Source organism: Nostoc sp. (assembly GCF_036919615.1).
Classification (GTDB): domain Bacteria; phylum Cyanobacteriota; class Cyanobacteriia; order Cyanobacteriales; family Nostocaceae; genus Nostoc.
Window position 1 is genome coordinate 22,471 of the sequence record NZ_JBALCN010000063.1, and the last position, 13,041, is coordinate 35,511.

The window sequence follows — 13,041 nt, forward strand, 5'->3', positions numbered from 1 at the left end:
AATTACACAGCAGCTATGGCAAGATAACTGCAATTCAATTAGATAAAAAGGAATCTTCAAGATTGTGGAAGTAAATAAATCGCTGCTACGAATTTTTGGCAGTCCGAAGATGGGAGCTTTGTTATTTCTTGGGTTTTCATCAGGTTTACCGTTGTATTTAACCAGTCAAACATTACAAGCATGGTTGACCAAAGAAGGAATTAGCTTGGCAGCGATCGCCGCTTTTAGTTTAGTAAAGCTGCCCTATTCTTTAAAATTTCTCTGGTCGCCTTTACTAGATAGATTTGTACCGCCTTTTTTAGGGCGCCGTCGAGGTTGGCTGGTAATTACACAAGTAGCATTACTGTTAAGTATAGCTGCAATGGCTGTATTTAAACCTTCCCTTGGGCTACAACCTTTAATAATTGCTGCTGTGGCCGTTGCTTTTTTTAGCGCCAGTCAAGATATTTTAGTTGATGCTTACCGCACTGATGTAGTGGAAGTACAAGAAACAGGTGCTGGAGCATCTATTTACTTATTGGGTTATCGCATTGCCATTTTAGTAACCGGTTATGTCACCCTATTTTTGGCAGATAGAATGCCTTGGCAAGCTGTTTACTTGTTGATGTCGCTGTTGATGCTCGTAGGCATGGTAACTTCTATTTTTGCACCAGAACCCGTCCTACGCGATCGCCCGCCTCAGACTTTATCCGCCGCCGTCAAATTACCCTTCATTGAATTTTTCCAGCGTCATGGCTGGCTCCAAGGACTTTTAATCCTGATATTCATTGTGATCTACAAGTTGGGGGATTCTTTACTAAAGAATGTATCCACCCCATTTTTGTTAGATAAAGGCTTACATTTTACTCAAACCGACATAGCATTTCCTGGTGCATTAGGAATTTTCGCCACTATTGTTGGCACCTTGGCAGCAGGAGCAATAATGACCAAAATTGGTGTTAATCGTTCGCTCTGGATATTCGCCATACTGCAAGCTGTCGGCAACTTGGCTTTCTTTGCATTGGCAGTAGTAGGTAAAAACTTCTATCTAATGTTGGCTGCCGTTAATATAGAACAATTTTGTGCTGGTCTAGAAACTGCTGCTTTTGTAGCATTTTTGATGAGTCTTTGTAACCAAAGCTTTTCAGCTACACAGTACGCCTTACTTTCGAGTTTGCAGGCTTTTAGTAGAGATATTCTCACGGCTGGAGCAGGTACATGGGCACAAACCACCGGCTGGTCTACATTTTTTTTACTGACAGCAATAGCTGCTTTGCCGGGATTACTATTATTGCCATTCTTTGCCCCTTGGAATCAAAAGCCGGTGGTAGTATTATCCAGACCAGGATTGGAGAACGAAGAAGAGGATGTATGGGGAATCAAGTAGTTATTGCTGTCGGCACATTTATTCTCTTACTCACTGGTTTATTACTTGGCTATGTTCTCTCACAGTTAGTTCTGGGATTTTTAGCATTTAATCTCCTAACTTTTTTCGGAACACTCAGCCTAATTTTAATTTTTGGTACACTTTATTACGTTTTATTTTGGCAGTTGCGGAGAGAGCAGTCCCGGCCATCAACTATAAATCAAAGGATACCAAACCAGGTAGAGGAAGGTGGATCTGACAGCTATCTCAAAAACAGGCTAATCGCTAAGTTATCCGGTGATACCGTCGCTGCTGAAAGGTTAATTGAACAGGCAAAGGAGACTTATCCTGGAATGCCGGAGAATTGGTATTGCGAAAGAGTTCTTGATGACTTAGAGCGTGATAGCCGATAATCTGTTATTTTCCATGCCCGAAAAATCGCTAAAATAATTCCAGAATACTTCACAAATCTTCAGCTAAATTCTCATAAAAGTTCAAAGCTTCCTTTGCAATCTAAAATATGGCTATTTTTCGTCAGTACATCGCCCCCTTGCTTGCAGTATTAGTATTTGTCTTTGCGCTAGTGGCAGTCAGCGCCCGCATCTTTTTACCCTCCGATATGGCAGCACCCGCACCAATTGAAGAGGTAGAAGTAAGTTATCAACCTATTCCAACTGATTTACTATCAGTAGGACATCACTCAGCTAGCTAAATCAATAAACGTCAGAAGTGTCTGAGCAACTGCTACCGGGGTATATTATTCGCCGTGGTTCCACATTGGATCGAGCGCTACTGCTTAAGTTCATGCACCAAACTTACCAGGATCTTTTTCCCAATGAGGATTTTTCTCACCTAGAACAAACAGTTAAGCAATACTTCTCCAGCGATACGCCCTTGTGGTGGGTTGAAGAAGAGGCATGGGGGCAAAGGGGCAGAGGGGCAGAAGATCAATTCTTTCCCTTCATCCCCTCTGTTCCCCCATCCCCCCATCCTCCCATAGCTTGTCTCTGGGTTGGCAATGCCATAGATCAAGTGCAGGGTAACCGTCATGCTCATATATTTATCCTCTACGTTGTGCCAGAACATCGGCGACGGGGTATTGGTAGAGCTTTGATGCGATATGTAGAAAATTGGGCTATTCAAAGAGGCGATCGCCAGATTGGATTGCAAGTGTTTCAATCAAACAAACCCGCATTAAATCTTTACAATCAGTTAGGTTATCAAACCCAATCCCTGTGGATGGTAAAATTCCTGAGTGCAGAAAAATAAACTAGAGGATAGCGGTAATATACTGTAGCATCTGAGTTATGGCGATTCTCGTTTGGATAAAACTCAACGAGGAAGAAGGGAAAATGTATAAGAACCTAACTAATATATATAAAGCTTTAACTTATTGGTGGCGCGGGGGATTATGTGTTGATCCCAAAAAGGGATTGAAATGAAATTATGTATGACGAAGACGATCTAAGCCTACTAGATATTGAGGAGCTAGAAAGCCCCTTAGATAAAATAGAGCCGCTCACTGCCGAATCAGTTGTGGCGAAGCCTGATCCAGAAGTGATGCTAGCCTTGCTGGAAAATCCCCAGCCCCAGCAACGAATGTTAGCGGCGCGTGCTTTTTGTGATATTGAAGATGCGCGTGCTATCCCCCATCTGATTCGCCTGTTAACAGATACTTGTCCCTTAGTGCGGGTGAGTGCAGCCTATGGCATCGGACGCAATCCCAGTTCAGAGGCTGTGAGTCCGTTAATTGCTCAACTAAACAGTGATTGGAATGGCTATGTGCGTAAAGGTGTTGTTTGGGCTTTAGGAAACTGTCGCGATCGCCGTTCTTTACCACCTTTAGCAGATGCCCTAAGAACCGACATTTCCGCAGTGCGTTTGTGGGCTGCTAGCGCCTTAGCACAGATGGCAGAAGTGGGTTATGAAGCAGTTATAGGGGCAATGCCACCATTAATTGAAGCTTTAGTCCAAGACCCCGTGGCAGCAGTGCGGAGCAACAGCGCTTGGGCAATTGGTCAACTGTGTCGTGAACTGCCTTCTAATGTAGTTTATGCCACAGCGATCGACGCCCTAATTCAAGCCTTTGCCGAAGACCCAGATTTGGGAGTCCGGGAAGACGCCAAAGCCTCACTGTTAGGAGTAGGTGATCCCCGTGGCTTGCAGTTGATTGAAACCCTGGAACAAGAAGGGTGGTTTTGATTGGGCATTGGGCAATTCAATTTTGGATTTTGAATTGACAATTTTGGATTAAATTTCAATCTAAAATCTAAAATTCTTACTGTCCTTCAGCTCCAGACTTGACCAAATTTAAGTCATAAGGACGCTCAGTATCATCTTCACCCAAATATTCACCATTTTGAATTTCTAGAATAATTAGCGGGATATGTCCAGGATTTTCTACTTTATGTAGGGTTGCTGCGGGAACATAAGTTGACTCATTTCGATTCAGTAATATTTCTGCATCGCCACAAGTCACCTTGGCTACACCGGAGACTACAACCCAATGTTCATTGCGGTGATAATGGATTTGTGGTTTAATACCGTGCCTGGGCTTGATTTCAACACGACTAATTCTATAGGTTTCTCCCTCCTCGATCACCTCCACCTCACCCCAATATCGTGTACCTGAATGTGGAGACAATTCATTGGTATTTGACTGAGTATTATTTTCATTCTGAGCCATGACTAATTTTTCAACCAAATGATTATCGGTATTTTTAAGTAATCTAGCGTAAACACAATAAACCTGGGAAGGGAAATGGTCACAGCATCTCTAGTGATCACAACTGCTCTAAGTTATGATCTGACTTTCCACGGTATCTGGAAAACCTCACTTCTATTTCTCTCCTAAAAAATCAGAGACTTTGAATTTCCCCCTTTCCCGACGCGGGAAGGGGGTTAGGTCTTTCCTGGGCTTTTTCAGATGACGTGAAAATTCAGATATAACTTGACCCCAGATAATCGATTCTATTGCTGAATTTCTTAATTTTAAATTTTTCACCCCCCCGTATACTGAATCCTATAAATCCGATTATTGGCTTCTTCTGTTAGTAGTAGACTGCCATCTGGTAACACAAGTAAACCAACAGGGCGTCCCCAAGTGGTTGGGACAGAAGGATTTAGCAAAAATCCTGTGAGAAAGTCTTCGTAGTAGCCAAGCGATCGCCCTTTAGCATCGAAGGGAACAAATACAATTTTATAACCGGTGCCGCGATCGCGATTCCAAGAACCACGAAAAGCAGCAAAAGCACCGTTATGGTATTTTTTTGGAAACGTTTTACCATCATAAAACTGCAAACCCAATGCTGCTGAGTGCGCCTGGAACAGTACATCTGGCGTTTGGGTACGCGCTACTAAGTCGGGGCGTTTACTTTTGCCATCCGTTTTTTGGCGCGGATCGAGGTTTTTTGGTGTCAAATAAGCATAAGGCCAGCCGTAAAATGCTCCCTGTTTAAGGCGTGTCAAATAGTCTGGAACCAAGTCATCACCGAGTCCATCTCGTTCGTTAACAGTGGCGTAAAGTTCTTTAGTTACAGGATGAAAGTCTAAACCAACAGGGTTACGCAAGCCAGAAGCAAAAGTTTGCTGCTGGGAACCATCTAAATTCATCACCTGTATCGAAGCCCGTGGTAGGGGTTCTTCATCCACATTGCTTCCTGAACCAACTGAAACATATAATTTATTGCCATTGGGCGAGACAACCACATTGCGCGTCCAATGGTTGTTATAACCTTTAGCAGGCAAGTCGGCGATTTTTTTCCCCTTACCTGTAATCTTGTTTTGATCTTGAGTATAGGGAAAACGCACCACAGCATCTGTATTCCCCAGAAAAAAGGAATTATCTGCAAAAGCCATACCAAAGGGTCTATTGAGTCCGTTGTCCCCACTAGCAAAGGTTTCTCGAACGTCGGCTACACCATCACCGTTGCTGTCACGCAACAGACGAATCCGATTTTGCTCGGTTTCAGTCACTAGGACATCACCACTAGGGGTTAAAGCTAGCCAGCGTGGGGCATTTAGACCTTCGGCAAAGACGTTAACTGTAAAACCTGGTGGTACGCGCAGCACCGGGTTTTGCGGAATGGGCACAACCTCTGGTTGCTTAGAGGCACTTTCTGTTGCGAAGGGTGCTGGTAAATTCTTCAGATTGATCCGGATGGGTGTAGGTGAAAGTGCTTCAGTCCGGACGATATTTTTTGGCTGTTTAGGATTCTGTGTCAGTTGAGCAGAAGGTACAGATGTTTGTGGTGTAGGATTATCTGAGGAAGCGCGAGTCTGGTTACAGGCTACTGCCAAGGTCAGTAAGAAAACTGGCAGCAAGAAACGCGCAGGAACTTTCATGGCGGTAAACACTATACACAATTTTTTTACTCTAGACTTGAGACTTAATAATTGTCGCCAGTCTAAAGTTTGATTTTTCTTAATTAGTTAACCTAATGAAATACTAAAGACTGGGGCCTAAATTCTTTTCCAATGCCCAATGCCTAATATTAGTATTAGTCAAATATTCATATAAGCTATTTATTATTTAACAAAAAATTTTCAAATTCTGCTGCTGGCAATGGATGACTAAATAGAAAACCTTGCATATAATTACAGTTGTGTTGGCGCAAAAAAGCCAGTTCTGCTTCCGTCTCTACGCCTTCAGCAACTACATCTATATTAAGATTATGAGCCATTTGAATCAATCCCTTAGTAATAACTGAATTCTGTTGATCATTAGCAACATTATGGATAAAATAACGGTCTATTTTTAATGTATTAATTGGTAAGTTTTTCAGATAAATTAAAGAAGAGCAGCCCGCACCAAAATCATCGAGCGCAATTTTGACGCCCAAGGATTGCAATTGGTTCATAGTAGCGATCGCCCTATTTCCATCATGTATTATCATACTTTCAGTAAGTTCTAGCTCTAAGTAATGTGGTTGCAAATCATTGACAGCTAGAAAATTAACTATATTATGAATAAAATCTGGTTGATTAAATTCAATTACTGACAAATTTACAGCAATAATCAAGGAAGAAATTCCGGCATCACGCCAGCTTTTAATTTGTTGACAAACCCTTTTTAATACCCATTTACCAATAGGAATAATTAAACCTGTAGACTCTGCTAACGGAATAAATTCTGTTGGGTAAATCATCCCAAACTCTGGACTTTGCCAGCGCAATAAACTTTCAGCAGCTACTATTTTTCCAGAAGCAATATCGACTATTGGTTGATAATAAATTTCAAACTCTTGAAAATTATGTTGTTTGATAGCCCGGTATAAGCTAATTTCTAATAGCTGCATTTTGGGAGATAAGTTGTTAATTACAGTCTGAAGAGATAAATACCTTTTTAAAGTAGCGTACTTTTCCAACCTATTGATGATGGCATTTAATAACTCAGCCCGAGTGAATGGTTTAGTTATATAGTCATCTGCACCCATATCCATACCTTGACGGAAGTCAGATTTGGCAGATTTTGCAGTCAGAAAAATGAAGGGAATTATTGCCGTTGACGGATCTTGGCGTAACGCTGTTAACACGCCATAACCATCAATTTCTGGCATCATCAGATCACAGAGAATTAAATCGGGAACTTCGGAGATAGCCAAATGTACCCCAATTCTGCCATTAGCCGCAGCAAGAGTTTCAAAATCCTCAGCTTCTAGCAGATCTAAAATGTTTTCACGAACTGCTTCTTCATCTTCTATTATTAAAATTTTGGGCATAATTTACCTCAATTTATATTTTATTATTTCATGACAAAATGACAACACTGGCGGATAGTATTTATAATTAGCTGTAATATTTGCTGGGCTTGCCGCAGCTGTTCTTCGACGATTTAGCGATCGCCAAATTCTGACAATAGCTGCCCATTTATTTGTTGTAAAACAATAGTTCGTTGCCAATCGTATTTCTAGCTGTTGCTTCGCCTCTTGCAGAGCGGTCTGTGCCTGCTTAAGGTCAGTAATATCGAGTCCTTTAAAAATGGGCAGCACGACTTTGCCAGTTTCGTCTGTAAGCAGTTTCAAAGAAAAGTCTGTGGTTCTTACTGTTTGCTCTGCACTGATTACATCAACCTCGTAACGGACAAATTCACCTTTAGCAGCAAGTGCCATTGCTGCTTTTAATTGGCATTGTGTTTCTTCAGAAATCGCCCACCATATTTCCCAATATGGACGCCCAACTACATCTTGTGGCTGTGATCCGCCAAAGTCGAGTGCTGTTTGATTAACTTCTAGCACCATACCCTCTGTTGTCAGCAACCCGGTAAAGTGGAAGATGCTGTTGAAGATGGCGCGAAATCGTCTTTCACTCTCATGCAATGATACTTCTGCTTGTACACAGGAGGTACTATCCACAGAAACTCCAATGAGACGATCTGGTTTGTTGTATCTGTCAGTACTATAGCGTGTGCTAGTAACCATTTGTACTCACAAAATTGTCTCTCAACAAGAATCTAATGTGTTCCCTCAAAGGAAATAATACTAGCGTTACCTCTAGTTTTCTCTGTTTTTGTACTAGTGCTTGACAAATATTTTCAGGGTTGACAAGACTAACAACTTGATATTGGTTATCTACAACTGGCAGTAAATAAAACTGCTTTTATATAAATAATAAAATTTAAACTAGTTGTAAAATTTAGCACATATTTAATATCAATGAGTGAGGTATGTATAACTTCAAAGATATTGGCTGTTTTCAAGCTACTTCTTCAAGCTATAAGCATTACCATATAAAGCTTGGTGAAGGAACCAACTACCTGCAAAGATGAATAAACTAAGACACTCTTGACCCATACTGCCATCAGTGCGATCGCATCTAATAGTGGTGTTTATAGCACAACCATCAGCAGTGAACAGTCAATTATTGACTTTCAGCTTAGTAACCTTAGAAGTGAGATAAAGTTTACATATATTTTTACAATAGCTATTATTAAAAAATAGTTATCTAAAACTTCTTACTTGAGTATTTTCCAATATTTTGACGCCAAACAAGTAGTAATATTTCGGTTATAAACAGAGTATAAATTGTGTTAAGAAATACAAAGCAGCTTATATCCAGCTAGTTGGAAATCAGGTATGGGGCAATACGTTTGGGTTAAGCTTTTTCGCCCCCTGCCTGCCTTAAAAGATAAATTTCCTTAACCCAAGCGTATTGGGGTATGGAGCATTGGGCATTGAACATTAGTTATTCCCCTGCTCCCCCTGCCCCCTTGCTTCTTTACTAAGGACGCAATTGCACCCGCCGTTCGCCGTAACGCAATAGCCTTTCTATAGTCACAAGCCGATTTTCCCAAACTTTGACTTGATAGGAATTTGACTTAAGCTCTTGGCTCATCAATACCCGAAATTTAGACTGGAAACGAGTTAGAGAGGCTTTCGCCACTAGTAACTTACTAGCAGAAGGGGAAGCAGCAAGCTGACTTAAAGCACTGCGTAAAACTTCTGCCTGGTTGTTAAAATCTGAAATTGTCTGAGCAGGCCTTTGTAGTTGGTCATTTTGGAAAACAAACTTCCATTCCCGTTGTAGGGCGGTATAACGGATGGCGGCAGTTTGAAAAGGCTGGCGGTGAGGAATCGGTTCACTTGTTGTAGATTGAACCCTACCTTGGGTGCTACTAAAGAGTTTTTGTAGCTCGTTGTTAAAATTCTCTGTGGCAAAGAGTGCGTAACCACTAACTGGCAAGTCCCTTACCAACTGGAGTTGATCGAATGCTCCAATTGTTGGCAAAGAAAGTAAGCGAATTCCTGGCACTAACAATGTAGCTCCCAATTGTTTAGAGGCGATCCAGGGTTGGGCTAGTCGTTGGAAGCCAGAAGTATCCAGAGCATAAGTCATCGGAACGATTAAATCTACATCTCCCCGCCTTGCCCAAATTTCCCAGTTTTGTTGAATTTTCTGAATCCGCTCTAGTTGTGGCAGAGGAAATACTGCAACCGACAAAATCAAATTCGGTCGTTTTTGTCGCAACTGTTGTGAAACTTGGGCAACAAAGCTATCAATTTGCACAGTGCGAAATGTCGTCCACTTTTGCCACAGTTCTGGTTGCCTGGGGGAAATATTAATCGGATCTACACCAGTAAGTTGCTGAAACTGTGCTCTTGCAGCTTTACCATAGCCATAGGTTCGACCTGCTGATGGGTCTTGAAAGGGATAGCGAATGTAGTCTAGCTGTAGACCATCTACCTCATAGCGAGTGACGATTTCGTCGTACAGCTTCAGCAAGTACTGCCGGACTTCGGGGTTGGCTGGGTCGAAGAATGGCTTAGTCTGCCCAACAGGAATCATGTTGCCAAGGTTATCGTAGTTTGCCCAATCCGGATGAGCCGCCAGCACTGGCCCTGGATAATCAGGATTAACGTTGATAATTTCATTGTGCCGTTGGTTACCAGCAGCAAAAGTCCAAACCCAAGCGTGTAATTCCATGTCTCGCTCATGGGCTAATTTCACCGCTTCTGCCAGTGGGTCCCACCCACGAATTAATGGGTTTTGCTCTTTTGCAACTTGGCTGGGATAAATGGTATAGCCAGCGTTAACAGTTTCAAAGAAGACGGTATTAATCCCAGCTTGGGCTAGGCGATCAAAAATCTGGGCTAATCCCGCTTTGCTACCAGCACGAACAATCGTCCCCCGATCTAACCAAATTGCCCGAATTTCTGGTTGAGCCTGCCGACGATCAACAGGAAACTGCTGCCACAAAATCGTCTTTGCTACCAGCCACTGCTGACGAGCCAGAGCGTAGTTTTTTTGTGCAATCAATTGGGGTAAGTTTTTAGCAATTACCCTTACCTGTGCCAAGGCTTGGTCTTTACTTATGACTAGCCCCCCCAATTGAGTCGAGGCCAATTGCGTCGGCTGTTCCCTGACAGATTGGGGGGTATAGGTGTCCAGATACCTAGAGGACTGCTTTTCCTCAGATATCCCAACGCCTTCATTAGCCGCATCGGCTGATACCGCTAAATTAGCACTTTCCACCCGACCAATCAGATTTTCTAGCTCTTGCTGGAGGGCGATCGCTTGGTTGTTGTCAATCGGCTGATTGGAGTTGGGTGCAAGATCCAGACGCACCGCTTGTTCCAATTGGTCAATAGCCTCCTGAGAACTTGGGGGTTTGACCATAGTCAGCGGTCTGGGTATGGGAGCAGTGGCAGTTTTAGCAGGAGGAGATGAGGGAAATGAACTACCCCTCTGCGACTCTACCCCCCTGCTCCCCTGCTCCCTTGATACAGCCACCACCGTTGTAGAGCAGTTTGGGGAACCTCCTGCTATTTTTTTCATGCGACTCGATGGTGGTAGCGCTGTCAAATAGTGATTGAGAGCAGCTTTTAACCAGGCATTATCTAACTCTGCTGCTGAGGCTGCATCTGTTCCCCAGCGCCAGCCCAAAAGGGTAGAACGCTCGGTTGTCACTACTGCGGCAGGATTATCTTTGGAATTCCAAACAGCAGCAGATTCAGTGCCCAGATCATTAGGAATCACAACGCCACCGCGGATTTTGCCAGAGAGTTGAGTTTGATTTGCCCATTCTGGGATATTGGTTTTTGTGGGTTTGATTTGTTCTGTGTCACTGAGGCTAAATCCCCAATAACCTCCCAAAAGCGATCGCAATAACTGACGCACTCCTGATGCTGACAGACTACCTACGGGCCCACTAGCAATTAAGCGCCCTCCTTTACTCATCCATTCTTCTAGGCCGATCGCTTGGGTTGGCGTTAATGTCTCGACATTTGGCAAAAATAATACCCGGCGATCGCCCCAATCTGCCACACTCTTGACATCAGCTAGGGGAATTACACAATATTTCACCCCTATTGTCTGTAGGCGGTCAGTTATCCCTGTCCATTGATTTGCATTTTCTTGGCTATGGACTACGCTCAATACAGCTTCTTCAGTCGCCGCCGTTACTGGCAAAATACTAAAACTATTTAAGATTAAAAAATTAAAACTTAAAATGAAGAATCCGGCTTTTTTTATTTGTAAATTAGCCTTTTCATGATACTTTTCCTGATTCTTCACTCCTGACTCCTCAGTGGATTAATTATTAAGCATTACTTCTTATTTATCATCCAGCATAACAATAAATTACCTCCGAAAAACAACTGAACTTTGATAACTAAACCTGAACTTAATTAAAAATACATGTTTTGATTAAATCTTCAACCCCGGCTACTGGCAAAATTTTTGTATTTAGCCTACCAGCTAATTCTTTAATACTCATATCATCTAAAAACACTAATTCACCATTTTTTAACATGATATTTGGTAGCAAAATACCATCACCTAAATTTTGCCCTTCTAAGTTTAAAAGCAAATCATGACCAGTTAATAATCCCGTCACACTAATAGTTTGTCCCCAATAATCACTACATAAAGCACGCATATTAACTTCTAAACCTTCAACAAAATTTAAGCGTTTCAAAATCGGTTGAAATGCTTTTTCTACGGCGTTGCCCACTACCCAAGTGAATTTTCTTTGAGGATATACTTTTGGCGGGAGTAATTCTGCTGCAACGGTGGCAAATTGCTTGAGAAATAATTGAATCGAACCAACTCCGTTATCAATTTGGGGATATTCTTCATATTCAGATTCGCTGGGTAATTCCTCACCTGCAATCAAAAACCACTCATCAGCTAACCAAACAACGCTAGAGGCGAATTGTTGGCGAAATTGTCGCGAGAGCGATTGCACTTGGGAAATCACTTCTTTTGCTTTTTCCTTAGTTACGGGTGTGAGTTCGTCTTCTGGAGGCCGAAACCGTGTCAACCCAACTGGCACAACTGCCACTGATGCTACCGCAGGCACTTCCCCAGTATGAAAGGACGTTAAATCCTTGAGAGTTTGTTCCAGATGTTTGCCATCATTTATACCAGGACAAACAACCACTTGAGCATGAATTTGTAGTCGCCTTTCTTGAAACCACTTGAGTTGTTGCAAGATTTGTCCCGCACGCGGATTTTTTAGTAGTCTAATTCTCACTTCAGGCTCCGTAGCATGAACAGAAACATACAACGGAGACAAGCGCATTTGCTCAATCCGCTGCCATTCTCTTTCTGGCAAATTGGTTAGGGTAAGATAAGAGCCGTACAAAAAGCTCAGACGGTAATCATCGTCTTTCAAGTACAAGCTGGTGCGCTTACCTAGTGGCTGTTGGTCGATAAAGCAAAATGGACAGCAGTTATTGCACTGAATTAAGCCATCAAATAGGGCAGTTTCAAATTCTAGCCCCAAGTCTTGATCGTAATCTTTTTCAATTTCCAGGCTATGCGTTTTACCAGCAGCATCTAAAACTTCTAATTCCAAAACTTCATCAGCACACAAAAACTGATAATCAATTAAATCGCGGGGACGTGTACCATTGATAGCAACGATCGCATCCCCAGCCTCAAAGCCAATCTCTGCGGCTATTGAGTCTGGAAGAACTTTGGTAATTCGGGCAGGATGAATGGTAGTCATGGGCCAAACAGGGCAAAGAACTATTTAAGTAGGTAGGTTGAATTAAATATAAAGGACTTACGCAGAAGAGATCCCCAACTCCCGATAAATTGGGGGCTTTTTAAATCCCCCCCTTTTTAAAGCTACGGTGTATACACAAGTCGAATTACCCCCCTTAATCCCCCCTTAGAAAGGGGGGAAACAGGAATCTAGTTCCCTCCCCTTGACAAGGGGAGGGTTAGGGGGGAGTGCGCTTCGCGCACGCTAT

General features: G+C 42.5%; 11 protein-coding genes. 5 read left to right on the plus strand and 6 right to left on the minus strand.

Features of this window, described 5'->3' with window-relative positions:
- Nucleotides 1–64 precede the first annotated feature (64 nt).
- The 5 genes from V7K48_RS18800 (at nucleotide 65) to V7K48_RS18820 (ending at nucleotide 3,547) form a co-directional block, all read left to right on the plus strand.
- Nucleotides 65–1,366, plus strand: coding sequence for an AmpG family muropeptide MFS transporter (locus tag V7K48_RS18800; protein WP_335074753.1), 1,302 nt, complete (start codon nucleotides 65–67; stop codon nucleotides 1,364–1,366).
- Nucleotides 1,351–1,758 (plus strand): ABC transporter permease, encoded by a 408-nt coding sequence (locus V7K48_RS18805; protein WP_334970207.1) that lies wholly within the window; start codon nucleotides 1,351–1,353, stop codon nucleotides 1,756–1,758. Before V7K48_RS18800 ends, V7K48_RS18805 begins: the two co-directional genes overlap by 16 nt.
- A gap of 107 nt (nucleotides 1,759–1,865) precedes the next feature.
- The gene (locus V7K48_RS18810) at nucleotides 1,866–2,057 is read left to right on the plus strand and encodes a hypothetical protein (RefSeq protein WP_334970205.1); all 192 of its coding nucleotides are present in this window, start codon (nucleotides 1,866–1,868) and stop codon (nucleotides 2,055–2,057) included.
- 17 nt (nucleotides 2,058–2,074) lie between these two features.
- Nucleotides 2,075–2,614, plus strand: a complete 540-nt coding sequence (locus V7K48_RS18815; RefSeq protein ID WP_335074754.1) for a GNAT family N-acetyltransferase — start codon at nucleotides 2,075–2,077, stop codon at nucleotides 2,612–2,614.
- A 177-nt stretch (nucleotides 2,615–2,791) separates the two neighbouring features.
- Nucleotides 2,792–3,547, plus strand: a complete 756-nt coding sequence (locus V7K48_RS18820; protein WP_335074755.1) for a HEAT repeat domain-containing protein — start codon at nucleotides 2,792–2,794, stop codon at nucleotides 3,545–3,547.
- A 76-nt stretch (nucleotides 3,548–3,623) separates the two neighbouring features.
- On the opposite strand, the gene V7K48_RS18825 is transcribed toward V7K48_RS18820, so the two are convergent.
- From V7K48_RS18825 to V7K48_RS18850, 6 genes are all read right to left on the minus strand, one after another.
- Nucleotides 3,624–4,031 carry a phosphomannose isomerase type II C-terminal cupin domain gene (locus V7K48_RS18825; RefSeq protein WP_335074756.1) on the minus strand — a complete coding sequence of 136 codons (408 nt, stop codon included), beginning with the start codon at nucleotides 4,029–4,031 and terminating at the stop codon, nucleotides 3,624–3,626.
- 314 nt (nucleotides 4,032–4,345) lie between these two features.
- On the minus strand, nucleotides 4,346–5,689 hold the full coding sequence (locus V7K48_RS18830; RefSeq protein WP_335074757.1) for a PQQ-dependent sugar dehydrogenase: 1,344 nt from the start codon (nucleotides 5,687–5,689) through the stop codon (nucleotides 4,346–4,348).
- 176 nt (nucleotides 5,690–5,865) lie between these two features.
- Nucleotides 5,866–7,065, minus strand: a complete 1,200-nt coding sequence (locus V7K48_RS18835) for an EAL domain-containing response regulator (protein WP_335074758.1) — start codon at nucleotides 7,063–7,065, stop codon at nucleotides 5,866–5,868.
- Nucleotides 7,066–7,068: 3 nt separating this feature from the next.
- Nucleotides 7,069–7,764 carry a PAS domain-containing protein gene (locus V7K48_RS18840; RefSeq protein ID WP_335074759.1) on the minus strand — a complete coding sequence of 232 codons (696 nt, stop codon included), beginning with the start codon at nucleotides 7,762–7,764 and terminating at the stop codon, nucleotides 7,069–7,071.
- 799 nt (nucleotides 7,765–8,563) lie between these two features.
- A complete protein-coding gene (locus V7K48_RS18845; protein ID WP_335074760.1) occupies nucleotides 8,564–11,356 on the minus strand; it encodes a glycoside hydrolase family 10 protein in 2,793 nt (930 codons plus the stop codon).
- A gap of 109 nt (nucleotides 11,357–11,465) precedes the next feature.
- On the minus strand, nucleotides 11,466–12,794 hold the full coding sequence (locus V7K48_RS18850) for a TIGR03279 family radical SAM protein (protein WP_335074761.1): 1,329 nt from the start codon (nucleotides 12,792–12,794) through the stop codon (nucleotides 11,466–11,468).
- Nucleotides 12,795–13,041: the final 247 nt, after the last annotated feature.

Excerpts from the sequence above, each read along its gene's own strand:
- V7K48_RS18840 (WP_335074759.1), bottom strand. The coding sequence starts at position 7,764 with ATGGTTACTAGCACACGCTATAGTACTGACAGATACAACAAACCAGAT.
- V7K48_RS18830 (WP_335074757.1), bottom strand. The coding sequence starts at position 5,689 with ATGAAAGTTCCTGCGCGTTTCTTGCTGCCAGTTTTCTTACTGACCTTG.
- V7K48_RS18820 (WP_335074755.1), top strand. The coding sequence starts at position 2,792 with ATGTATGACGAAGACGATCTAAGCCTACTAGATATTGAGGAGCTAGAA.
- V7K48_RS18835 (WP_335074758.1), bottom strand. The coding sequence starts at position 7,065 with ATGCCCAAAATTTTAATAATAGAAGATGAAGAAGCAGTTCGTGAAAAC.
- V7K48_RS18810 (WP_334970205.1), top strand. The coding sequence starts at position 1,866 with ATGGCTATTTTTCGTCAGTACATCGCCCCCTTGCTTGCAGTATTAGTA.
- V7K48_RS18850 (WP_335074761.1), bottom strand. The coding sequence starts at position 12,794 with ATGACTACCATTCATCCTGCCCGAATTACCAAAGTTCTTCCAGACTCA.
- V7K48_RS18825 (WP_335074756.1), bottom strand. The coding sequence starts at position 4,031 with ATGGCTCAGAATGAAAATAATACTCAGTCAAATACCAATGAATTGTCT.
- V7K48_RS18805 (WP_334970207.1), top strand. The coding sequence starts at position 1,351 with ATGGGGAATCAAGTAGTTATTGCTGTCGGCACATTTATTCTCTTACTC.